General features: G+C 55.6%; 18 protein-coding genes. 5 read left to right on the top strand and 13 right to left on the bottom strand.

Features of this window, described 5'->3' with window-relative positions; all coding sequences use genetic code 11:
- Window positions 1-2 precede the first annotated feature (2 nt).
- Both E9531_RS00985 and E9531_RS00980 read right to left on the bottom strand, forming a co-directional pair.
- A complete protein-coding gene (locus E9531_RS00985) occupies window positions 3-848 on the bottom strand; it encodes an aspartate dehydrogenase (protein WP_136571872.1) in 846 nt (281 codons plus the stop codon).
- Entirely contained in the window at window positions 845-2,053 is a 1,209-nt protein-coding gene (locus tag E9531_RS00980) for an aminotransferase class V-fold PLP-dependent enzyme (RefSeq protein WP_136571871.1), read from the bottom strand. The genes E9531_RS00985 and E9531_RS00980 overlap by 4 nt, the downstream gene beginning before the upstream one ends.
- 175 nt (window positions 2,054-2,228) lie before the next feature.
- On the opposite strand from E9531_RS00980, the gene E9531_RS00975 reads away from it, so the two are divergent.
- Both E9531_RS00975 and E9531_RS00970 read left to right on the top strand, forming a co-directional pair.
- The gene (locus E9531_RS00975) at window positions 2,229-3,266 is read left to right on the top strand and encodes an amino acid ABC transporter substrate-binding protein (protein WP_136571870.1); all 1,038 of its coding nucleotides are present in this window, start codon (window positions 2,229-2,231) and stop codon (window positions 3,264-3,266) included.
- Between the two features lie 109 nt (window positions 3,267-3,375).
- Window positions 3,376-5,424 carry an ABC transporter permease subunit gene (locus E9531_RS00970; RefSeq protein ID WP_136571869.1) on the top strand — a complete coding sequence of 683 codons (2,049 nt, stop codon included), beginning with the start codon at window positions 3,376-3,378 and terminating at the stop codon, window positions 5,422-5,424.
- Between the two features lie 104 nt (window positions 5,425-5,528).
- Here E9531_RS00970 and E9531_RS00965 read toward each other — a convergent pair whose 3' ends face one another.
- From E9531_RS00965 to purE, 4 genes are all read right to left on the bottom strand, one after another.
- The gene (locus E9531_RS00965) at window positions 5,529-6,488 is read right to left on the bottom strand and encodes an SGNH/GDSL hydrolase family protein (RefSeq protein WP_136571868.1); all 960 of its coding nucleotides are present in this window, start codon (window positions 6,486-6,488) and stop codon (window positions 5,529-5,531) included.
- 88 nt (window positions 6,489-6,576) lie between these two features.
- Window positions 6,577-7,587, bottom strand: a complete 1,011-nt coding sequence (locus E9531_RS00960) for an L-threonylcarbamoyladenylate synthase (protein ID WP_136571867.1) — start codon at window positions 7,585-7,587, stop codon at window positions 6,577-6,579.
- Window positions 7,588-7,654: 67 nt separating this feature from the next.
- On the bottom strand, window positions 7,655-8,866 hold the full coding sequence (locus E9531_RS00955; RefSeq protein ID WP_136571866.1) for a 5-(carboxyamino)imidazole ribonucleotide synthase: 1,212 nt from the start codon (window positions 8,864-8,866) through the stop codon (window positions 7,655-7,657).
- A gap of 75 nt (window positions 8,867-8,941) precedes the next feature.
- Window positions 8,942-9,436: a 5-(carboxyamino)imidazole ribonucleotide mutase gene (gene purE, locus E9531_RS00950; RefSeq protein WP_136571865.1), complete on the bottom strand. Its 495-nt coding sequence runs from the start codon at window positions 9,434-9,436 to the stop codon at window positions 8,942-8,944.
- 286 nt (window positions 9,437-9,722) lie between these two features.
- On the opposite strand from purE, the gene trxA reads away from it, so the two are divergent.
- Complete coding sequence (gene trxA / locus E9531_RS00945) at window positions 9,723-10,634, top strand: thioredoxin (protein ID WP_136571864.1); 912 nt, start codon at window positions 9,723-9,725, stop codon at window positions 10,632-10,634.
- 169 nt (window positions 10,635-10,803) lie between these two features.
- Here trxA and minE read toward each other — a convergent pair whose 3' ends face one another.
- From minE to E9531_RS00910, 7 genes are all read right to left on the bottom strand, one after another.
- Window positions 10,804-11,079, bottom strand: a complete 276-nt coding sequence (gene minE / locus E9531_RS00940) for a cell division topological specificity factor MinE (RefSeq protein WP_136571863.1) — start codon at window positions 11,077-11,079, stop codon at window positions 10,804-10,806.
- A 6-nt stretch (window positions 11,080-11,085) separates the two neighbouring features.
- Complete coding sequence (gene minD, locus E9531_RS00935; protein WP_136571862.1) at window positions 11,086-11,901, bottom strand: septum site-determining protein MinD; 816 nt, start codon at window positions 11,899-11,901, stop codon at window positions 11,086-11,088.
- Between the two features lie 239 nt (window positions 11,902-12,140).
- Window positions 12,141-12,908, bottom strand: coding sequence for a septum site-determining protein MinC (gene minC / locus E9531_RS00930; protein WP_136571861.1), 768 nt, complete (start codon window positions 12,906-12,908; stop codon window positions 12,141-12,143).
- Window positions 12,909-12,961: 53 nt separating this feature from the next.
- Window positions 12,962-13,789, bottom strand: coding sequence for an orotidine-5'-phosphate decarboxylase (gene pyrF / locus E9531_RS00925; protein WP_136571860.1), 828 nt, complete (start codon window positions 13,787-13,789; stop codon window positions 12,962-12,964).
- 72 nt (window positions 13,790-13,861) lie between these two features.
- Entirely contained in the window at window positions 13,862-16,057 is a 2,196-nt protein-coding gene (gene recD / locus E9531_RS00920; RefSeq protein ID WP_158291691.1) for an exodeoxyribonuclease V subunit alpha, read from the bottom strand.
- 11 nt (window positions 16,058-16,068) lie between these two features.
- A complete protein-coding gene (gene recB, locus E9531_RS00915; protein WP_136571858.1) occupies window positions 16,069-20,163 on the bottom strand; it encodes an exodeoxyribonuclease V subunit beta in 4,095 nt (1,364 codons plus the stop codon).
- Between the two features lie 236 nt (window positions 20,164-20,399).
- Complete coding sequence (locus tag E9531_RS00910; protein ID WP_158291690.1) at window positions 20,400-20,957, bottom strand: DUF4124 domain-containing protein; 558 nt, start codon at window positions 20,955-20,957, stop codon at window positions 20,400-20,402.
- 202 nt (window positions 20,958-21,159) lie between these two features.
- Here E9531_RS00910 and guaB point away from each other — a divergent pair, with 202 nt between their 5' ends.
- Together guaB and E9531_RS00900 are read left to right on the top strand one after the other, a co-directional pair.
- Window positions 21,160-22,629, top strand: a complete 1,470-nt coding sequence (guaB, locus tag E9531_RS00905) for an IMP dehydrogenase (RefSeq protein ID WP_136571856.1) — start codon at window positions 21,160-21,162, stop codon at window positions 22,627-22,629.
- Window positions 22,630-22,668: 39 nt separating this feature from the next.
- The gene (locus E9531_RS00900; protein WP_136571855.1) at window positions 22,669-22,938 is read left to right on the top strand and encodes a hypothetical protein; all 270 of its coding nucleotides are present in this window, start codon (window positions 22,669-22,671) and stop codon (window positions 22,936-22,938) included.
- Window positions 22,939-22,980 lie beyond the last annotated feature (42 nt).

Genomic DNA, 22,980 nt, shown 5'->3' with positions numbered 1-22,980 from the left:
AGTCAACAACATCGCTTCGTTTGCCTGTCTGTGCGGATATGCAGGCGATGTGTTTGAAGGTAAAGTTTCAACTCCTGTTGCACACTCAAGGCCGCCAACCAGGATGTTTTCGGATTGTCTGGCAAAGGCGCATTGGCAATGCTGAACGCGAAAGAACCAAAAGCACCGTGCGCATGCAGCTCGTGCACATTGCTCTGCACATCCGGGTCTGCAATCAACTGTACCTGGGTGTTTTCAAATCCCACGCCAGCAAGTGCAACGGCTGCAGCCACATTCGCATTTTTAGGAAAGGCCAACGCCGCTTGCCGTGCCGTGCCCGTATAAATTGGGGTAGCTGTGCGAATATTGGCCAAGTCAAACGCCTGTTCCGCAGGGGTGCCACGCCAAGCCAAAGGGGGTTTACGCCCGGTGTAGCGCACGGTATCAAGGCCAGCTTGCGCCGCTGCAGACAAGGCATCCAAAGCCCCCACAGCCCCTGTCACCGTACGAAGGGTAGCCCTTGACACAGCGGCATTCTGCTTGAGCTGCGCATGCAAGGCGGCATCAGCCAAAGCCCCGACAGACGCCACAATCACATCAACGCCATGCGCCAGCAAGGGCACCACCCAATCAACCACAGCACCATGCCCTGCGCATTCAATGACCACATCGGGCTGCCACGCAAGCAGTGCGGGCAGTGTTGTTAGCACAGGCGCGCTCAAGCCGTCCAAAGAGGCATCACTGCGGCGCACCACGCTCAGCGGTGCTGTTGGGGCCAACTCAGTGACAATGGCGTGCGCCACACGCTGGCCCATTGCGCCATAGCCCAATACGGCAATACGCGGGGGCAAAGTGGCCTGTGCGGTCATCGGCGAATCCCCGTGGGCAATGCCATTTGTGAACGCAGCGAGGGATCGCGCATGAACTGCGCCGTCAGCGCCAAAATATGGTCCACTTCCTGCGCATTGTTATATGCGCCAAACGAAAAACGAATCGAGCCTGTATCCAGCAAATTGCAGACAACGCCATGGGCGTACATGTGCTTGCGCAAGGCGAACGCCTGTGGATGCCGAATACACACAATGGAACTTTGCTCCCCCTCAACCGGGGAAGAGAGCACTTCAACCCCCTCCGCGCGCATACCAGCATCAAGGCGAGCGCCCAATGCCAGTGTCCAAGGGGCCATCCGCTCTACTTGAGCTTCATCAATCATCAACAGCGCTTGCGCAAAACCCGCAATTGCTGGGTAGTTGATGTTGCCGCCTTCCAAAATACGGGCGTCACCAGGTTTGTGCCGCATGGCCCAGCCCGGTTGCTTGCGGTCTATGCTGTTGGCATACGACGGCCCTAAATGGGCGGGCTGCAACAGCGCCAACAATTCGGGATTGACGTAGAGAAACCCTAAACCCAAAGGCCCGTGTAGTGCCTTATAGGCGCCGCAAGACAATGCACCAATGCCCCATTGCACATCAGTTGGCAACAAGCCGACGGCCTGAATTCCATCGACCACCAAGAAGATGCCCTTTTCTTTGCATTTCCTGGCCAGGGTTTCGATATCAGCGCGCACGCCCGTGCTGTACTGAACGTACGAGACAGCGACGATACGGGTGCGATCATCAACCTGCGACCACAGCGAATCGACCGTGACGCGCCGATCCTGCGTGGGAGCTACGCGCACTTGCACTTGCCGATGGCGCAAATTCAACCATGGCACAGCATTGACAGGATGCTCTTGGTCGTCAAGAACCATGTTATCACCAGGCTGCCAAGGAAAGCCTTGCGCCACAATATTCAGGCCCTCAGTCGTGTTCTTGGTGAAAGCGACGTGCCGCGCCTGCCCATTGATCAGCTTGGCCACCTGTGCGCGCACGCCTTCGGCTGCAGCTAGCCACTCTGGTTTATCGGCTCTGGCCATACTCAGATTGGCAAAAAACTGCTGCACAGCGTTGCTGACCCGTGGAGCAATCGGGCTGCAATACGCTTGGCATGCGTACACACGCTCTTTCACGATAGGGAAGTGCGCGCGGAACGCTTGCTGCCAAGCAGGCGCTGCAGAAGTCTCTGTGGTTGACATGGGAAATTAGCCTATTGAACGCTGTGCATTATGGATTTTTTACCCACACAAAGCGGGTATTTGCTTATAAGAAATTAGCATGAAGTTGCGCATAGAATGCGCCTAAATTGAAATATTTTTAACATTTCAATGGATTTCGTCACTTTTGCTCATCAGGGCCTACGGATACCACTTCATGAAATTGACCTCTCTTTCTCTCTCTGCAGTGGTATTGGCCACTGCCAGCTTGCTATCCACAGGTGCAGTCGCACAGGAAGCAGGCGCCACAGTCGCTGCCATCAAAAAACGAGGTGAATTGGTGTGCGGTGTGAGCCAAGGCTCAGCAGGCTTGTCACTGGCCGATAAAAACGGACAGTGGCATGGCTTGGATGTGGATGTCTGCAAAGCCTTGGCGACTGCCACTTTGGGCTCACCAGACAAGGTGCGCTATGTGCCTTTGAGCTCGCAGCAACGTTTCCCGGCATTGCAAAACGGCGAAATTGACGTGCTCAGCCGCAACACGACCATCACCTCCGGACGCGACTCAGGCATCAAAATCACCGCACCTGCAATCGTGTTCTATGACGGTCAAGGCTTCATGGTTCCGAAAAAACTCGGTATCACCAGTGCCAAAGACCTCAATGGCGCCCAAGTCTGCGTTCAGCCGGGCACAAACAATGAGCAAAATCTGGTCGACTGGTTTACTGCACACAAGCTCGAATACAAACCCGTGGTGATTGAAAATCTGGTGGAGCTTGAAAAAGCCTTCTACGCGGGCCGCTGCGATGTGTACTTGTCAGACAAATCCACCTTGGCCGCCAGCCGTTCTGCGCGCGCCGACAATCCTGATGATTTTGTGATCTTGCCGGAAAACATCAACAAATCGCCTCTAGGCCCTTGGGTGCGTGACAACGATAGCAACTGGATTGCCATTGTGAAATGGACTGTCAATGCATTGGTTGCTGCTGAAGAGTTGGGTATCAGCAGCAGCAATGTGGACAGTTTCGCGCAATCCAAAGATCCACAGGTGCGCCGCCTACTAGGCTTGGATGCAGGCATTGGCAAAAGCTTTGGCTTGGATGAAAAATGGATTTACAACATCATCAAAAACGTAGGCCATTACGGTGAGATTTGGGAGCGCAATGTGGGCCTGAAAACCCCCATCAAACTTGAGCGTGGTCTGAACGCACAATGGAGTCAAGGCGGCTTGCTCTACGCTCCTCCGTTCCAATAAGCACAGCCAAACTCGTTTTTACAGCAAACAAGCCTCTTGGTAGATATAGCCAAGGGGCTCTTTTCGTTTTCCTCTCCACGATTGATCTACGCCCCAAGGAACTTGACGCATGGATGCTTTGGACCTGAGCTGGCTGAGCCAGAGGGCAGGCTTTCAAATCTCTGAAAGCTTGCTGCATGCCAGCCCCGACGACAGCTATGCACACCTGTTACTGGCCGGTGCCGCCAATACGCTGGCCATTGCCGCAGTAGCCATTCCACTGGCCACGTTATTGGGCACGGCATTAGGCTTGCTGCGTCTGAGTCGCCATGCATTGCTCGACCGCACCTTGACGCTCTTGATCGAGCCGATTCGCAACACGCCAGTCTTGTTGCAACTGTTCATGTGGTATGCCTTGCTACTGGCTCTGCCGCCTATTCGTGAAGCCTGGCAACCACTGCCAGGAATCAGCCTGTCGAACCGGGGACTGAGCATCCCTGCTCTGATGGGGCTGAACCTTTGGCCGCTTCTAGTAGCCCTGAGCATCCTGGTGCTGCATCCTTGGCTGCGCAACCAGATGGCACGATGGACACGCCACCCCCTCTGGCTGAGCATCACCTTGGCAGCCCTTATTGCTGCAGCAGGACAGTACCACGCACCTTTGGAGTGGAGCGTGCCGCAACTGGTTGGTTTGGGCGTGCGCGGCGGCTGGACGCTCAGCCCTGAACTCACCACCTTACTGGTTGGGCTATCGGTTTTTCATGCCAGCTACATTTCAGACGTGGTGCGCGGTGCGGTGCTCGCCGTCCCTGCCGGGCAGGTACAAGCCGGATTGGCTCTGGGCATGCGGTGGCCAACCTTAGCGCAAACCGTCATTTACCCTTATGCAGCCCGTGTAGGCATTCCTCCCTACGCCAATCAATGCCTGATGCTACTGAAGAACAGCACATTGGCTATCGCCATTGGTTTTCAGGATTTGATGGCCATCATCAACACCACCATTACCCAAACCGGCAAAGCCATCGAAGGCATGACGATGGCGATGGCCTTTTACCTGCTGGCAGGCATGGTGGTTGCCGCATTGCTATCGCACTACAACCATCGCATCAACAAAGCCAGTCTGCTGTCTTCCTCAGGCCTGCGGCTTGGACAAATGCTTGCGACACCACGATTTCAGCGCGCCACGCTGTTCGCCAATACCGGCAGCACTGCACTGACCTTGAGCCTAAGCGTCATATTGGCTTGGCTGGCCTGGCAGTCCTTGCAGTGGGGAGTACTCAATGCCACTTGGGTAGGAGATGCTCAAGCCTGCCGAGCCAATGCGGCAGTCGCAGCAGGGGCATGCTGGGCGTTGATCACCTCCAATATCCAACTGTTGATGTTTGGCACCATTGCCAGCGGCCAGCGCAGCCAGGCTGCCATGTGCTGTGCGTTGCTTGCTGTTGTTGCTTTGGTGCTGTTTAAAGCACGTCTGCATATGCGTTGGCGCATCGCCATCGTGGGCTTGTTGAGCGCATTGATCGTGGCCATTTTGCAAGGCATAGGGCCCTGGCCCGCCTTACCCACCGTAGCTTGGGGCGGCGTGCTCTCCACCTTAACGCTGGCTCTGTTGGCCATCATGCTCTCCATTCCACTTGCTGTGGCCTTGGCCTTGCTGCGCAAACAAGGGCCATGGTGGCTGCGAACCAGTAGCGCAGGACTGATTGATGCGATTCGCAGCATTCCTTTAGTGGTCTTGCTGTTGGTATGTTCGTTCTGGATTCCGCTTTTCTTCAAAGGGGACTGGAGCGCTTCCAAATGGTTCCTAGCCCTGATCGCGCTGATCTTACACACCAGTTGTATGTTGGCCGAAGTGTTGCGCGGCGCACTGCAAGCAGTCCCGATAGGCCAAACGCTAGCGGCCAAAGCCATGGGCATGCGTGTATCCGCCACCCTGCTGTATATTGTGTTGCCACAAGCCAAGCGTCTGGCTACTCCTGCCGCACTGGGAGTGTTTGTTGGGGCGATCAAAGACACATCGCTCGTGGCCATCATTGGCGTATTCGATACGCTGGCTGCTGCAAAAACCGTTATTGCTGACACCGGCTGGCGCCCCTACTTTGCTGAGGTGTATTTGTTTGCAGCCGCATTTTACTTGTTGCTCTGCATACCACTGGCACATATGGCTAAACGCACCTGAGCCATCTACAAAACACATAACAACAGGGCTCTCCAAGCGCCTGTTCAGACGAAAAAAAGCCACTGCGAGCAGTGGCTTTTTGGGTGCCTGACAATGCCGCGTGTTTACCAACGGTCGCGAATCAAGCCCGCAGCCCAGCTCCCGAACTGGCGCTGCACAGTGGGTGTCAGATAGACTTCATCGGCAAAACCGTATTGGTCGACGCTGGAAGAGACCACCGTGGACAAATTGCACAAGGCGGAGCTGACGTGCCCTGCCCCGATACCAATACCCGCGGCGCTGTCCACCGAATTGCACACCGGCTGGTCCATATTGTTAATAGCGTAATAGTTGGGGCCGTTGGAGACCACGTTGACGTATTGCTCCAAATCCACATACAGCACATTGGGCTTGTAGGTGGTTTCTTCCATAGAAATCTTGAAGCCTTCATTGAAGGTTTTAGACAAGCCTTCGAGGAAGGCCTGCTCACCAATATTGCGGGCCCAAATCGACTTGCTGAGGTTGTATGTGCCAATGACCACAATGTACTGCGCGCCGTTTTCACGCAAACGCTGCACTTGACTGGTCAACTCACCACTGATGCGACGCACATCGGTATAGGCTTGCTCACGCGTGATGGCGCCACTCAAAGCTTGTTGTGCCACAGCAATCACATCACTGGTGCCGCCACTGACGAGCACCAAATCCCCACCATTGAAAGAATTGCTCGCCAAGAAACTGCCGATCTGATCGCGCAGCGTAGGGGTATTGGCATTGCCTGCTGCATCGGGCGTAGCCAAAACACGGGTATTGCCCCATGCGTACGATGTCCCGCCTTGGGAGGCTGGCGTCACAGTCAACCCATAGTTCGATGCGACCTCCTCTGTCCAGTTTGAGCGCTCAGTCACGCCATTGACAGTAAAGCGCGAGCCAGATTGCCCCACATCACTTTGTCCATCTCCAAAAGCGATCACGCGCGATGCATTGAACGCTGATTCGACAGAACTTGATCCGCAGGCAGCCAAGCTTGCTGCGGTAATTGCTGCAGCCAAGTAACCTGCGCAGCGACTCCATTGAAATGCCATGTATGTACTCCGGTTGATTTGGTGCTAGTTTAGCTGCCTTCGTGCAAAGGCAGAATGATTCTCACCACTTGAGATTGCTACAAAACGCTTACGCGCTGGCAGCGGCACGCTGCAAACGGTCTCTGACACCATCCCAAGCGGCATCTGCGGGAACGTCTTCAATCCAGATCAGTTTGACCGCCTGCGCATCCAAATCACGCAGTACGCTGAATAATTCATGCGCAACCGCTTCAGGCTGCGCAGGCATGGTACGCATCACCACATCGGCTGAGGCGCTGCGCATGGCAGTGCGGCTGTAAATGGCCAAATGCTTAGCTTGCGCCCCCAAAACACCCAGTGCTGCAACCATCGCTTGGGCATCCATCAAACGCACCGTCGCATTGGGGGCGTAATGCGCCGTTAATGTTCCTGGAGCCTTGGGCTCTTCTGTGCTTGGCAACTGGTCCAGCGCTTCATCTTTGTTCAAAACGAGCATGCCTGTCGCCTGTGCAATCTGCTGCGCACGCACATGGCCTGGTCTCAGAATAACCGGCTGGCCGCGGCTGCAATCCACGATAGTGGATTCAATGCCCACATCGCATGCGCCGCCATCAAGCACCAGAAGATCATCACCGAATTCCTCCGCCACATGCTGCGCCGTGGTTGGGCTGACACGCCCAAACCGGTTGGCACTAGGACCAGCTAGTCCAAAAATAGCCGGAGTTGCCTGCAACCCGGCTTGCAACACACGGAGTGCAACAGGGTGCGATGGGCAACGCAGGCCAATCGTGTCCTGCCCCGCAGCAGCGGCTTCGCCTACACCCGGACGGCGCGGCAGAATCAGCGTCAATGGCCCTGGCCAGAAGGTATCCATCAAAGCCTGCGCAAAAGCAGGCACTTCAGAAGCAAAATGAGCCACACCCGCCGCATCAGCCACATGCACAATCAGCGGGTGGTCTGCCGGACGGCCTTTGCGCTGGTAAATCTGCGCCACTGCCTGCGGCTGCAAGGCGTCTGCCGCCAAGCCATACACGGTCTCCGTAGGTAAACCCAACAACTGTCCCTGCTGCAAGGCGCTTACCGCCTGCGCAATGGATTCATCCGAAGGAGCTGCAATCATGTCTATCTCTTTTGTGTAAAGCTGTTGTGCGCACGTGCGCCGTGCCAATCAGGCTACAAGAAATGCGTTACACATTCGCCTGCGCAAAGTCTTGTGGCAAGCCCAAATGCGCGGCGACCTTGGCGGCATTGTTCAGCACCACTTCTACTGTTTTAGCGGTGATGGTGATGTGGCCCATTTTGCGGCCTTTGCGCGCTTGGCTTTTGCCATACAAATGCAGGTGCACGCCCGGATAGCTCAGCACGGTGGCCCAATCCGGGTGGCGAGGTTCGTCGCTGTCTTCATCAAACCAGAGATCGCCCAGAATATTGAGCATGATCGCAGGGCTGTGCAAACGCGGTTGCAGCAAAGGCAAGCTGGCCAAAGTGCGCACCTGCAGTTCGAACTGCGACACATCGCAGGCATCAATACTGTAGTGGCCACTGTTGTGCGGCCGTGGCGCCATCTCATTGGCAATCACACGCCCATCTTTGAGCACAAAGAATTCAACGCACAACACGCCCACATACTCTGTGGCCACTGCGATGCTCTTGGCTACGTGTACTGCCTGCTCTTCCACATCAGGATGGATGCTGCCTGGAAGCACAAGGGTGCTGGCCAGAATACCGTTGTGGTGAATATTGCGCTGCACCGGCAGCGTCACGATTGAGCCATCAAAGCCACGCGCCAGCACGACTGAGACTTCAAAGTCCAGTTCCATGCGTTTTTCCAGCACACAGGGCACTTGCTTCAAGGATTCCCAGGCTCGCTGCAATTCCTGCAGGTTGGCTACCTGTACCTGCCCTTTGCCGTCATACCCTAAGCGGCTGGTTTTTAAAATACCAGGAAACAATGTGGGCGCAACCGCTTGCAAAGACTCAGGGGAGTCCACCACAGCAAAAGGGGCGACCGGCACACCATGATGCTGAAAATGCACCTTCTCAGCCACCCGGTCCTGCGCAATAGCAATGGCCACTGCAGGCGGCGCCACACGGTTAAGTTTGCCTAAAGCAGTAAAGGCTTGCGCGGGCACATTCTCGAATTCCGTTGTGATCGCTGCCACCGCTTGCGCCAACTGCGCAAGACCTTGCGCATCGTCATAGGCGGCAACAATCTGCTGGTCACTGGCCTGCCCTGCAGGACCTTGTGTGTCAGGGTCCAGCACCACGGTGTGGTAGCCCATGGCCTGCGCCGCATGGACAAACATACGCCCGAGCTGACCACCCCCCATCACCCCCAGACTGGCCCCAGGAAGAATAGGGTCATAGCCCTGCGTTTGAACCAACAGCGCTTCATTCATCACACACCTCACATCGCATTCGCATCACAGAAGGTACGCATTAAGCCAACCTTCATCCCCACTTGAAACTTGAATTCAGACTACCGGCGGCAAAGCCATTTGGCGTGCCACTTCGGTTTGCTTGGCACGCCAAGCTTGCAATTGCGCAGCAAGTGCTGGGTTTTGCCTTGCCAGCAAGGCCACAGCAAACAGCGCAGCATTGGCCGCGCCTGCAGTACCGATAGCGAAGGTCGCGACCGGAACCCCTTTGGGCATTTGCACAATGCTGTGCAAGGAATCAACCCCTTGCAAATGCCGGCTGGCTACGGGCACGCCCAGCACCGGCACGATCGTTTTGGCGGCAATCATGCCCGGCAAATGCGCGGCCCCACCCGCACCCGCAATAATGGCTTGCAGACCACGGTCAGCGGCCGCCTCAGCATAAGCGAACATGTCATCAGGCATGCGGTGCGCGGAAACCACCCGTGCCTCATGCGCAATGGAGAACTCTTCCAAAATCGAAACGGCGTGCTGCATGGTGTCCCAGTCGCTGCTGGAACCCATCACCACCCCTACCTGAATGTGTGACATGACTTGGGCCAATCGAGTAAAACGCGCTATTTTACGTGCTTCGTGCAGTAAAAGGCCCTCGAGCCAGTGAGAATTGCATTCAGGGCGCATTCAATCGCACTCACCCCTCAAAAGCATGAACAGGCATCAAACACAACGACACCTGCGCAGGCACATGCCCCTTCAACCCACCAAGGCCTTTGCCACGCTTTAAACTCGGCACATGGCCCCCAAGTATGGGCTTCGCACATACGGCGCCGCATAGCTATGCGGTAAGCCCCGCCACTCGAAAAGGAATACGATTGAGATGATTGATGTCAGCATTGAAAACTTCGAAAGCGAAGTGATTGAAGCCTCCATGCACACCCCCATCCTGGTGGACTTCTGGGCGCCATGGTGTGGCCCTTGCCGCACACTCGGCCCGATTTTGGAGAAGCTCGAAGTGGCCTACAACGGTCGCTTTAAGCTGGTCAAGATCGACTCCGACCAAGAGCAGCAACTCGCTGGCATGTTTGGGGTTCGCAGCATCCCGACTTGCGTGTTGATGTCACAAGGTCAACCCGTTGATGGTTTTATGGGGGCATTACCCGAAGGGCAAATACGCGAATTCCTTGACAAGCATTTGCCTGAAGCCGGTCCAGACGATGTGCCGCAAGAGTTGGAACAAGAAGTTTTGACACAGGTCGATGACAACGATTTGCAGGCACGCTTGGAAAAACTCCAGCAAGCCGTTACAGACAAGCCCGAGGATGAAAAAGCCCGTTTTGACTACATCAAGCTGCTGCTTGAAATGGGGCTGGAGGACGATGCCAAAGTAGCGTTCGCCCCGGTCATTGCCTTAGCTGGCACCTCACAGCGGCTCAATGCCTTGAAAGTATGGATGGATGCGCTTGATCTCGTGCAGCTGGCTGGTGACGCCAATGCGCGTATACAAGCACTGGATGCCGCCATCGCGAGTAACAAGCGCGATTTCGCTGCCCGTTTTGAGCGCGCCCAAATCCTGCTTGCGCACAACCAGTGGACTGCTGCGATGGATGAGTTGTTGGAAATCCTGATGCGCGATCGCTGTTGGAATGACGACCTGGCACGCAAAGCCTATGTCGCCATTCTGGATATCATTGAGCCCGCAAAGCCCCCTGTGGCAGAAGGCCAAATACCACCAGAAGACCCCACTGTGGCCAGTTATCGCCGCCGCTTGTCCTCAGTCGTGCTGAGCTAAACATGCCCAGATCGTGTGGATACACAGTGCAAATAGCTTAAAACGCGCTGAGGATCTGCACGCCATCGAACGAAGAGTCCTGCATAAAAAAAAGCCTGCTCCAACGGCAGGCTTTTTTGCAGCAACTGCAATAGTACGCAGTGACTTACACAGGATTGAAACCACGCACTCAGGCTTTGGGGCGCAATTCCGACTCCGGCATTTCAATTTTTACCTCCAACACTTCCAGGTTGTCTTGTTTGTCCAAACTGACTTTAATATCACCTGGATCGATCTGGATGTACTTGGAGATCACCTGCACTAAATCTTTTTGAAGATCTGTCAGGAAGTCAGGCTTGCTGGTCGTGCGGTCACTGCGTTCGTGTGCCAGGATGATTTGCAAACGTTCCTTGGCAACCGAGGCGGTCTTTTTCTTGCCGCCAAACAACATTTCGATCAAAGACATAGCCACTTACCTCCCGCCGAAGATGCGTTTGAAGAAACCACCTTTTTGCGCTTCAATAAAACGCAGAGGCTTTTCCTCACCCAAGAAACGGGCCACCACATCCATATAGGCTTCCGATACATCTGAGCCTTTCATGTGTACAGCGGGCAACCCTTGGTTAGATGCCTGCAATACAGTTTCCGACTCGGGAATCACGCCAATCAACTGAATGCGCAAAATGTCCTGAATGTCTTCCAGCGACAGCATTTGCCCGCCTTCAACACGATTGGGGTTGTAGCGCGTAATCAGCAGATGCTCTTTGACAGGATCTTTGCCATCAATGGCACGTTTGGTTTTGGACGACAGCATGCCCAAAATACGGTCTGAATCGCGTACCGAGGAAACCTCTGGATTGGTCACAACGATAGCTTCATCAGCAAACTTCATGGCCAGTAAAGCACCACTTTCAATCCCGGCGGGCGAATCGCAAATGATGTACTCAAAGCCCATGTCTGCCAAATCTGTGAGTACTTTCTCCACGCCCTCTTCTGTCAACGCATCTTTATCGCGTGTTTGCGATGCAGCGAGGATAAAAAGGTTTTCAAGTTGCTTGTCTTTGATGAGCGCCTGATTGAGATTGGCTTCACCTTGAATCACATTGATCAAGTCATACACAACGCGACGCTCGGCGCCCATGATCAAATCCAAATTGCGCAAACCCACATCGAAATCAATGACAGCCGTCTTGTGCCCGCGCAAGGCCAAGCCCGAGGAGAAACTGGCACTTGTGGTGGTTTTACCGACCCCGCCCTTACCGGAGGTCACGACGATGATTTTGGCCATGGAATTGATCCTGTGAGAAATAGACAATGCTGACAATGCGCCTTGATTGCGCTTAAACGGTACGCGCTTTCATCCATCGTAAGCGCAAATCGTTAGTAAACCTGTTATTTTGCCGACTCTAGCCCCTTGATTCAATGGCATAACCTTACATTGGGCTGCGATCGGCACTTTGTTAACGCTTTTCACTTTTGCACACCGGCCTCAAACGCCACAAGCATCGCCTTGGTGCACCAAACTCTTTAACTTTTGTTGAGCGGCTCAATCACCAGCCGCTCCCCATCCAAACGCACCTGAGCTGGGCGACTGGCCACTTCGGCAGGCAGATCGTTCTCTGCGGTGCGGTAAATACCCGCCACAGAAACCAGTTGCGCCTCCATGCATTGCGTAAAAATACGCGCCTGGGTATTGCCGCGCGCACCCGCAATGGCACGCCCACGCAATGGCGCATAGACATGCACATGGCCATCGGCAATCACTTCAGCACCAAAATTCACTGCCGCCAAAACAATCAAATCTGCACCACGTGCATACACCTGTTGACCTGAACGCAGAGGCTTTTCTACCAGCACGGTCTCGCTCGCCGGAGCCTCGCGCACCACCTCCACTTCACGAATGACTTCGCGAATCTCCACTTTGGGGGAAGTATCAGCCTGCCGCGTAGGTGCCGCATCGGGGGCCACAGCCAGTCCTGCTTCGCGCGCATCGGCCACTTGCTGGACACTGCCATTGCGCACGGCAACAGGAATGGTTTTGAGACCACGCAAAGTCCCAATCAAGCCATCAAAATCCAGCGTTTGCGCTTCATCCTGAATGGCAGAAAGGTCCAAAATAACCGGATCGTTGTCAAAAAAATCAGGCTCATCGGCAAATCGCTCTGCCAAGGCCTGCCGAATCGCATAGGTATCGGTGGTTTTCAGTAGCAGTGCAACCACCGGCAAACTGGCGCTTTTGAGTTCAAAAGGCGCCTTGCCTTGTTGCAATGAACCAGAAGAGGATGGAGCGGCCATGCGCGTTAAAAATGAAGAAAAGAATGGACGAAGTGTACCTGCGTAGCTAGCCTCTAAGCCTGCGCCGCTGCATTGAGCACATCACGTGTACGCAAGGCTTCGGCGCGCGCTGCTTGCGCAAAGTCAGGGCCTGCGCTCGCATACAAAATAGCACGCGATGAATTGATGGCCACGCTGCCTGGCCCGGCATAGCCCGCTTTCACGGTAGCGACCGCATCCCCCCCTTGCGCCCCCACACCGGGAATGAGCAATGGTGCTGAAGGGGCACATTGGCGCACTGCCGCAATCTCTTGCGGATAAGTTGCGCCAACTACCAACCCTAATTGGCCGTTGGTATTCCATGATCCCTGAACCAGCCGCGCCAAATGCTCATACAAGCGCGGTTGGCCCGCCACATCAGCCAAGCGCTGAGGTTGAAAGTCATCGCCCCCAGGGTTGGAGGTGCGGCACAACAAGTAAGCCCCTTTGCCGGGGTACTGCAGATAAGGTTCGACCGAATCAAACCCCATAAAAGGAGACAACGTGACCGCATCGGCACCATAGCGCTCAAACGCCTCTTTGGCGTATTGCTGCGCTGTTGAGCCAATATCTCCACGCTTGGCATCAAGAATGACAGGAACATGTTGCGCCACAGTGCGGATATGCGCGATCAAGCGCTCAAGCTGCTCTTCTGCACGGTGGGCTGCAAAATAGGCAATTTGCGGCTTGAACGCGCATGCCAGATCTGCAGTCGCATCCACAATGGCCGCACAAAATTCATAAATATGGGCTGCGCTGCCTTGCCACGGAGCAGGAAAACGCGCAGGTTCGGGGTCCAGCCCCACGCACAACATCGATTGGTTGCGGGTAGCGGCATCTTTGAGCATGTCAACGAAGTTCATGCCCACAATTGTGGCATTGAATCTGTCAGCGGCATCACAAGATGTCGTAACCAAACGCCCACATCTGCAGTTTCAACTGCCCCATCCATCCCCATAGAGCAATGCCACCAAACCACTGGTGCGCAAGGTGCTTTGTGCCATGGCTTGCTGCCAGGCACCGGTTTGCGCAGACAAATAGCTAAAATATTTTTTTGCACGGGTGAGCCCGGTGTAGAGCAACTCCCGCGTCAACAATGGGCTGCTATAGCCAGGCAAGCACAGCAGTACATGGGCAAATTCTGACCCCTGGCTTTTGTGGACCGTCATGGCAAAAGCAGTCTCCACGTGCTGCATACGACTCACCGCAATAGAGCGGATCGACTGCACTGGCAGGCCTTGGGCATCCAGCCCGGTTTGCGGAAAGTACACCCGCAATTGCTGGCGATTGTTTGCCGCAGGCAGTGCGATTCCCACATCCCCATTGAATATGCCTAAACTGGCGTCATTGCGTGTCACCATCACCACCCGCCCCACAAACCAGCCCTGGTTTTTAACCGGCAAACCTGCCGCACGCAAAGCCTGAATGACCAAGGCATTCATTCCGTCGACACCCCATGTGCCCTGGCGGGTCGCGCACAGAATGCGAAACCGCGCCAAAGTATCAAGCAACTGGCGCGCCCATTGGGCATGGGCGCCCTGCCATGCCAGCCACGACTCATCATCAGGGCCAGCAGCAGGAACTTTGGCAGAAGGCCAGCGAGGCATCGCTTTCAACAGCGCAGCCAACGCACCATAGCCCTCTGCAGACATGCCACTGTTGTGGCCTTGCCCCCAGAAAACCTGACGTGCATCCTGCTCTGTGGCCTGTTCTTTCCAGAACACAGTGCGTGCATCAGGCTGCAGGCTTTGCAATTGGGTCATTAGCGCCTGCATATGGGCGCCGTCGTTGCGTTGTACGGCCAATGCCAATTGGCCAATCATGCCGCCAAAACGGCGGCTCTCACGCAGCATGGCAATGGCTTGCGACAACGCAGGAGCGGGCTGGGCGTCGGCTTCAGGCTGCAGCATGGCCTCTGGCACTGATTCTGCGCACGTTCGCTGCAAGTAAGCCGCAGTCTCTGCACTGTAGTGGCCTTGCTGCGCGCCTTCACACACATCGCCAAGCACTGCGCCAGCCTCTACAGAATCGAGCTGATCCTTATCGCCAAGAAGCACCAAATGCGCATGTGGTGGCATCGCCTGCAACAACGCGGCCATCATTTCCAAATCCACCATGGAGGCCTCGTCCACGATCAGCCAATCCAGTGCCAATGGATGGGCACCATCGTGGCGCAACTGGCGTGTTCCGGGCCTGACTCCCAATAAAGAATGCAAGGTGCGCGCAGCAGGAATGCGGTTGAGCGCGTCAAACAACGCAGTATTGCTACGCACGGCAGGCGGCAAATCCTGCAGTGCCTGCTGCAAGGATTCACTCAACCGCGCAGCCGCCTTGCCTGTGGGCGCAGCCAAGCGAATGCGCAATTGGGCCGGATCATCTGCCAGCGCGAGCGCGGCAGCCATCAAGCGTGCGGCGGTATAGGTCTTGCCTGTTCCAGGACCTCCGGTGATGACACCTAAACGCTGCCGCAATGCCAACGCACAAGCCATTTTCTGCCATTGTGGTGGTGTCTGCCCCCCTCCTGCAGAGGGGAACAACTGCCCTAATACCTCAGCAATTTGCTCTTCCCGCGCAAAGCCAGTTTGCACCTGTGACGCAATGGGTTGAACACGCGCCAGCAGCCCATGTGCCGCAGCTTGCTCAAATTGAAAATAACGCCGCAAATACAAACGCTGGGGCTCGCCTCGGGCATTCACCGCCAGCAGCATGGGGGTATCGCTTTGCGATTCTTGGCCAGTGGGGTCTTTGTGCATGACACCCCCCCCCGCCGCAGTGATGGCAATCAATGGGCTTTGGAGTACAGTCAACCATGGCTGTTTCTGCGTTGGCAACAGCGCCAACAACTGCCGCAGTGCCGTTTGTGCGGCCATATCACGCGGCCAGTCCAACCATTGCGCCAAACGGCCATGTACATCCGCCAATTCAAGGCAGCTGTGCCCACGCCCTTCCAAGGCGCAGAGCACGCTAACGGCCACAGGCAAGGCGCGATGGCACTGCGCATCTTGCTGCTGCACCCATTGCGCAAATGCCACATCCACGCGGCGCAACCAACCCGCATCGGCCCATTGCCATAATTGCTGCACCAATGCATCTGTCCGGTCGGGCATACCGGTGTCAAGCATTTGCTCCATCACACCGCTCCTCATGCTGTCTGCGCGGCTTGGTCATGCCCGCCATCTGTTTGTGTTGCTGGTGCTGCCGTGTGCGTATGGCCCAATGCGGCATCCATGGCCATTAACAGCGCCGTTGGTGTTTCAAAATGGATTACTCCAGCGCTTTCATGCTCAATGCCTCGCAAAAACCAATACATCGCGCCCCCCAAATGCTGCTCAGGCACATAACCGGGCAAACGCGTTTGCAGCAACCGGTGCAATGCCTGCAAATACAGCATCGCTTGCAAATCGTAGCGGTGGTGTAAAACCGCATCGCGCAAAGCCTGCGGGGTATAACTGGCCGCACTGTCACCCAACCGGTTGGTCTTGTAGTCAAGCACCCAATATCTGCCCTCAGACTCAACGACCAAATCGGCAAACCCCATCAGCATGCCATGCCATTCTCGGCGCGTGAGCGTTGGCCGGGCATGGCCAGGCCAACAATACTGGCGACACAGCGCATCCAACTGCGTGGCATGGGCATTGGTGACAGGCAACCAAAACTCCAACTCTGAAAGCGTCTGGCTGAAATCACCTAACCGCATTGGTGGTCGTACGGGCAAATGCGGCACCACCTCCACTGCCTCACCCTGCCAAACCGAAGACTGCAATGGCAGCGCCGTTTGCACAATGCCCTGCAGCCACTGCTGCAATGATGGCCATTGGGCCTCAAACCCGGCTTGCTGCGCACGACGCAGCAAACGCTGCCATAGCCCATCCGTAGGCACAACGGGAAAGCCTTCGCTTTGCAATAACTCGAGTGCCTGGTGCATCCAATCGCCCAAACGTGAGCTGCCCGCCAAGGCATGCCAAGGTGCGCGCGCCACATCCTCTGTTGCAGTCAGGGTTGGTGCCCCCTGCTCCGCATAAGGCGTTGATGCCACAGTCGCACCCTGCGCCTCATCGTCGGCCAAGCGTGCGGCTGGTTGCCATAAGAAGGCGGTCTCTGTATCAGGTTGCGGCTGCAACTCCTCAGGCGCCCATGTATCAGCCTCACCTGCATGCAAAGGGGCTAGCTGCTGCTGCGCACCTCGCGCCAACATGCTGAAACTGGCAATGGCGAACTGCTGATCCAGCCCTTGCGGGTAGATGTGTCTGGGCCTCCAGTGCACCACCTCTTGAGGGGCTTGGTATTTGTGCAGCGGCCAAATCACCTGCGCAGCATCTTCAGATGCCTGCGGCATTGGCAGCAACTGGCCAGCAATATCAACACACTGCGCCTGCCACGCCTGCACCATAGGCCACCATGCGGCATCGTCTACAGCCTGCTCGGCTTGGCCGCACAACAAATACCCCAGCGCACTGCGGTGCAGTTCACTGCCTTTTTTACTGTTTGTGCGGCGGTTGACGGGAAACCCCACCCACAAGGCATGGCGCGCGCGCGTGAGTGCCACGTAAAGCAAACGCAAGTCTTCGCGCAAGCGCTCGTCATCGCTGTCTGGTTGCGGCCCACTGTCCTGGGTATCTGACTCTTCACTGGCAACGTCGCTCCAAAGTCCATCGGAAGCCGTTTTCTTAACAGGCTTCATGTAAGAGCCAAAAGGCAGCATCACGACCGGGTATTCCAAGCCTTTGCTTTTGTGAATCGTGACGATCTGAATCAAGCGTGCATCGCTTTCCAAGCGCACGGTTTGCTCTTCTGCCTCGAGCGCCCCACTAACCTGCCCTGCCAAATGTATTTGCTGCACCAAAAAGCGGATCAAGCCTTGCTCACCCTCGTGCGCCTGACTAGCGTGCTGCAACAGCTCCGCCAAATGCAGCACATTGGTAAGCTTACGCTCGCCCAAACCGTCATCAGCTGCCAGCCACTGGCTGGCCAACGCACGTTGGTGAACCAGTTGACGCAACATGGGCAAAACACCTTGCTTGCGCCACACCCCATGCAAGTGCTGTAAGAGCTGTAACCAGTCATCGAGCAATTCTTCCTGGTCCGCATACGCCAGCAACTCTACCTGCGACAGCCCCAGCAAAGGCGTGGCCAATGCGGCTCTGGCCAAAGCCACGTCTGCCGGCTCTGCCACGGCCTGCAACCACGCAACCACATCCTGTGCTTGCGCACTGGCATAAACAGATTCACGGTCAGACAAATAGACCGAGCTCAGGCCACGCTGGCGCAAGGCCTGCTGTACGCGCACAGCATCGCGCCTGCGGTGCACCAAAATCGCAATATCACCAGGCTGCAATGCCCTGTTGGATGTGTTGGCTTGATCCTGAGACGGCTGGCCAAACTGCAAACGTTCTTCTTGCAACCAGCGCACAACTTGTTCTGCGCAGCATTGTGCAAACCAGTCGCAGCCCAATTCAGTGGATTGGCCTTCTTGCTGCGTGGCAATGGTCAAAGCCGGAACACGCTTGCCAAGCCAGTCCTGCAAAGTCTCACGCAAACCATTGGCCATAACAGGCACGAACGGTAAGGGGTTGGCTTGCAAGGCTTTGGTTGTCTCAGGCGCTTCAGATCGATTTTCTGCGGCATGGTCTGAGGCACTGGCGCGAAAGAAGAATGCGCCCGGCCCTGCGCGCTCTTCCGCCTGCTGAAATACGTGGTTGACTGCATCCACCACGGCTTGGGTAGAGCGGAAATTGGTGTCCAGCGCGTAATGGCGCCCTTGCGTCTCCTGCTTAGCCGCCAAGTAACTGTAAATATCTGCACCACGAAAGCGGTAAATGGATTGTTTAGGGTCTCCAATCAGCAACAATGCCTGTGCAGCATCGTTGTCTTGCGGACGGTACAAATCATGGAAGACTTGGTACTGGCCCGGCGAAGTATCCTGAAACTCATCAATCATCGCCACCGGATACTCTGCCAGCAAACGCTGGCGCAGCACGGCGCCTTGATCACTGGTCAGCGCCTGCTGCACACGCACCAGCAGATCAGAAAAATCCATGGCTTGCTGCTGCTTCTTGAGCTCTTGCCAACGCAGATGCGTGTACTGCATTGCGATGCGGGCAATACCTTGTTCAACCGACGGTAAAGCCTGTAAGGCTTGCAGCAACACCTCCAAATCGGCAGAAGCGGCAGGAATCTCAGACACATGCAGTGCCGGCGCTTTGCTGGTGCGCGCATCAGCCAAACCTTCTGGCGTAAGGCGCCACAATTGCTTGTCATGCACACCGCCCACGGCCGCGCTGGGGTTGTTTGCCCACTGCGCCAACGCATCTAACCACTGGTGGTAAGACTGCGGTTTGAGTTTGACACCGCTCCAATGCTTGCCGGTGGGCCCTTCTTTGTCGGTCTGCACGTCCAGCCACTGACGCAATTGCACCAATTTCTCAGGCCAGCCAGCGGCAAGAGCGCTGAGCACTTGCCCCTGCTCTTTCAACTGCTGCGGTAACCACTGTTTCAAGGTGGGAACAATAAAGGTCTGGTTTGGCGCATCCTCCCGCTCGTTTTGCACCATTGAAGATGGCTGTGCTTTTCCTTGCCAAGCCCCACTTTGGGCAAGCCAATATTCAGCATCTGGCCACAAGCGCAGCACCGCATCCAATGCATCGCCTTCCAACGGGTAGACTTGGTTGCGCCAAAAATCGAGTGCCGCCCATTGCCACAACGTTTGGGTGTCTCCCCCCAAAGCATCACCATTGAGCGATCCCGTCAGGCTAGCGTAGCTTTGCAGCACCTTATTGCACCATGCGTCAATCGTGTAGATGGCAGCCTCATCCATCGTATCGGCCGCATTCGCCAAACGCCAAGCGGCCAATTCACGCAAAGGGCCAGGTGGATAGCATTCGCGTAAGCCGTGCAGCAGCGCGTCAGCCTGCGACTCGTCAAGCTCGCCACGAAAAAACCGTGCAGCCTCACTCAAGCGATCACGAATACGGGCATTGAGCTCTTGCGTGGCCGCACGCGTGAATGTCATGACCAGAATCTGTGACGGCACCAATGGCTCGCGCGAAGAGCGCGCATCCAGCAAGTCTGCTCCCAGCGCTGGCGTGGCCCCGTGCCCTAACACCAAACGCAAATACAGGGCCGCAATCGTCCAGGTTTTTCCGGTACCCGCACTGGCTTCAATCAAACGACTGCCAAACAACGGCAAACGCAACGCTAGCGGCTGCTCAACGAAAGACGTGGTGGATGAGTGTGACAAAGTAGAAAAAGTACTTATAAAAAAATATAAAAGCGCGCGTTTTCAACACATCTGTACAGCAACGGCACCGCAGCCAAAATAACTGCATGCATTGTGCCAAATATCGGCAAACACGCATGCCAAACCATGGCGGAGACAAACACACCCCCATGCAAAAAAGGCACTCAGCAAAAAGCCCCACGCATGGGGCCTTTGTTCGTACATTCGTATAACTGAAAAGCCTCAGCAGGCCTCCCTCAGCGGCAATTGGCTTGCATCATCTCTTGCGCAGTCTTGTGCTCTGCTGCTCGGGTTTTGTCGTCCATAAAGCCCACAGCACCATCCGCACCAGTGGTCATCACGCGCTTGCCCGGCTCCAATTGCGCCAACCGGTTACGTGCATTAGTGCAATTGCGCTGCCGCGCTGCGGCGTTGTCCTTTTCTATTTGCGCATTTTTCTGCGCTACCTCCGCGCTTTCCTTGCTGGAGGCTTCAGCCTCTTTATTTTTCAACTGCTCAGCCTTAACTTTAAGCTCTGCGTCTTCTTGCACTGACTCGGCTTGCTTCGGCGCAAGCGCCTGTTCAGGCGATTCTGAGCCCGCTTGCGCGGCCGGCTCTACCACTCGTGGTGTTGGAGCAGAAGGTGCCCCTTTAGGACTTTTCAAAATATTGGACTCAGGCACGGTAATTGGTGGCGGCCTATCGCTATAGACTTTTTTGCCACTCTCATCAACCCATTGCCATTGCGCCAGAGCAGCGCCTGCTGCCATCAACGACAGCGCCATAACGGCGCCTTGCATTATTTTTTTGAACATAAAAAAACCTATTTCATCAAGATGCATCAATTTAGAAACGACCTTGTCTTACTCGACCTTCATCGTGTTTTGTCCGGGCCAGGCTTTGTAGCATTGTCTGCTCTGCACAGCCAAAATTCAGTTCGCATTCTATGGCCACTCAATGAAAACCAATGCAAACTCTTAGCAGAGCGGATACAATCCGTCTTTTGGAGAAAACCCCATGCGTCTTCTTGGCAAAGCGCTCACTTTTGACGACGTCCTGCTCGTCCCAGCGTACTCGCAAATCCTCCCCAAAGACACCTCTTTGGCAACCCAATTCTCTCGCAATATTCAGCTGAACCTGCCTCTGGTTTCTGCCGCGATGGACACCGTGACCGAAGCACGTTTGGCCATTGCCATTGCGCAAGAAGGCGGCATGGGTATTGTGCACAAGAACATGACGGCGCAAGAGCAAGCCGCTCAAGTGCTCAAAGTCAAACGCCATGAATCTGGTGTAGTGCGCGATCCAGTAGTGATTGCACCTGACCACACTGTGCGCCATGTCATTGATCTGTCTGAAGAGTTGGGCATCTCTGGTTTCCCGGTAGTAGAGGGCCGCAAGGTGGTTGGCATCGTGACCAGCCGCGACCTGCGCTTTGAAAACCGTTTCGATTTGCCTGTGCGTGAGATCATGACGCCTAAAGAGCGTTTGATCACCGTACCAGAAGGCACGTCTTTGCAAGACGCCAAGATTTTGCTGAACAAACACAAAATCGAACGCCTGATTGTGGTCAACGACGCCTTTGAAATCCGCGGTCTGATCACCGTCAAAGACATCACCAAACAAACCACCTTCCCCAATGCCGCTCGCGACGCCGATGGTCAGTTGCGCGTTGGTGCCGCAGTAGGCGTGGGTGCTGGCACTGAAGAACGCGTTGAAGCGCTGGTCAAAGCTGGCGTGGACGCCATCATCGTAGACACTGCACACGGCCACAGCAAAGGCGTAATCGACCGCGTGCGTTGGGTCAAGAAAAACTACCCCCATGTGGACGTGGTGGGTGGCAATATCGCCACTGGCGCGGCTGCACTGGCACTGGTCGAAGCTGGTGCTGACGCAGTCAAAGTCGGTATTGGCCCTGGCTCCATCTGTACCACCCGTGTCGTCGCCGGTGTTGGTGTTCCCCAAATTACTGCCATTGATAACGTGGCACAAGCCCTGGCAGGAACAGGCGTGCCATTGATTGGCGACGGTGGCCTGCGCTACAGTGGCGATGTGGCCAAAGCCATTGCTGCAGGTGCTAACACGGTGATGATGGGAAGCATCTTTGCTGGCACTGAAGAAGCCCCAGGCGAAATCGTGCTGTTCCAAGGGCGTAGCTACAAGAGCTACCGCGGCATGGGCTCCATCGGCGCCATGCAGCAAGGCAGCGCTGATCGTTACTTCCAGGAATCGAGCACTGGCAACGCCAATGCCGACAAACTCGTGCCAGAAGGCATTGAAGGCCGCGTACCGTACAAAGGCTCTTTAGTCTCCATCATTTACCAAATGGCTGGCGGTTTGCGTGCATCCATGGGTTACTGCGGCTGCGCCACCATTGACGACATGCGCGACAAGGCAGAATTTGTGCAAATCACTTCTGCCGGCTTCCGTGAAAGCCATGTGCATGACGTGCAAATCACTAAAGAAGCGCCAAACTACCGCGCAGGTTGATCTACACCGCATTCTGATTGCACACAAGCACTGCCTTCCATGAGTCACTCGACCCCAGTCACCTCCATCCATCGCAAACTGGCAATTGCTGGCTTGGTGACTGCGGCTCTCATGGTGGTCGCGTCTATTGCCTCTTTGGCATATGCCTTCACCATCACCGGGCCTGACGCTCCGCACTGGCCTGCCGTGATGTGGCAAATCTGCCAAATGCTGGCCATCATCGCATTTGCATTTGGCATGTGGCAATCGCAAAAACACCGCAGATGGAAGGTGCGCAACGGCCTCGAAGAAGAAAACCAGTGGGATTAATCCCCAAGCGCCATCTGCACATCGGTCCCATGCATTTGACCT

Origin of the sequence: Lampropedia puyangensis, from assembly GCF_004833285.1 — a bacterium.
GTDB lineage: Bacteria > Pseudomonadota > Gammaproteobacteria > Burkholderiales > Burkholderiaceae_C > Lampropedia > Lampropedia puyangensis.
The sequence above is the reverse complement of the archived record's forward strand: the minus strand, read 5'-3'. Positions and strand labels throughout refer to the sequence as shown.

Bases quoted from the DNA above. Each gene is read 5' to 3' on its own strand.
- minE (WP_136571863.1), bottom strand. From the start codon at position 11,079: ATGTCTTTGATCGAAATGTTGTTTGGCGGCAAGAAAAAGACCGCCTCG.
- E9531_RS00900 (WP_136571855.1), top strand. From the start codon at position 22,669: ATGAGTCACTCGACCCCAGTCACCTCCATCCATCGCAAACTGGCAATT.
- recD (WP_158291691.1), bottom strand. From the start codon at position 16,057: ATGGAGCAAATGCTTGACACCGGTATGCCCGACCGGACAGATGCATTG.
- E9531_RS00970 (WP_136571869.1), top strand. From the start codon at position 3,376: ATGGATGCTTTGGACCTGAGCTGGCTGAGCCAGAGGGCAGGCTTTCAA.
- guaB (WP_136571856.1), top strand. From the start codon at position 21,160: ATGCGTCTTCTTGGCAAAGCGCTCACTTTTGACGACGTCCTGCTCGTC.
- pyrF (WP_136571860.1), bottom strand. From the start codon at position 13,789: ATGAACTTCGTTGACATGCTCAAAGATGCCGCTACCCGCAACCAATCG.
- E9531_RS00985 (WP_136571872.1), bottom strand. From the start codon at position 848: ATGACCGCACAGGCCACTTTGCCCCCGCGTATTGCCGTATTGGGCTAT.
- E9531_RS00960 (WP_136571867.1), bottom strand. From the start codon at position 7,587: ATGATTGCAGCTCCTTCGGATGAATCCATTGCGCAGGCGGTAAGCGCC.
- E9531_RS00965 (WP_136571868.1), bottom strand. From the start codon at position 6,488: ATGGCATTTCAATGGAGTCGCTGCGCAGGTTACTTGGCTGCAGCAATT.
- E9531_RS00980 (WP_136571871.1), bottom strand. From the start codon at position 2,053: ATGTCAACCACAGAGACTTCTGCAGCGCCTGCTTGGCAGCAAGCGTTC.
- purE (WP_136571865.1), bottom strand. From the start codon at position 9,436: ATGTCACACATTCAGGTAGGGGTGGTGATGGGTTCCAGCAGCGACTGG.
- trxA (WP_136571864.1), top strand. From the start codon at position 9,723: ATGATTGATGTCAGCATTGAAAACTTCGAAAGCGAAGTGATTGAAGCC.
- E9531_RS00910 (WP_158291690.1), bottom strand. From the start codon at position 20,957: ATGTTCAAAAAAATAATGCAAGGCGCCGTTATGGCGCTGTCGTTGATG.
- minC (WP_136571861.1), bottom strand. From the start codon at position 12,908: ATGGCCGCTCCATCCTCTTCTGGTTCATTGCAACAAGGCAAGGCGCCT.
- E9531_RS00955 (WP_136571866.1), bottom strand. From the start codon at position 8,866: ATGAATGAAGCGCTGTTGGTTCAAACGCAGGGCTATGACCCTATTCTT.
- E9531_RS00975 (WP_136571870.1), top strand. From the start codon at position 2,229: ATGAAATTGACCTCTCTTTCTCTCTCTGCAGTGGTATTGGCCACTGCC.
- minD (WP_136571862.1), bottom strand. From the start codon at position 11,901: ATGGCCAAAATCATCGTCGTGACCTCCGGTAAGGGCGGGGTCGGTAAA.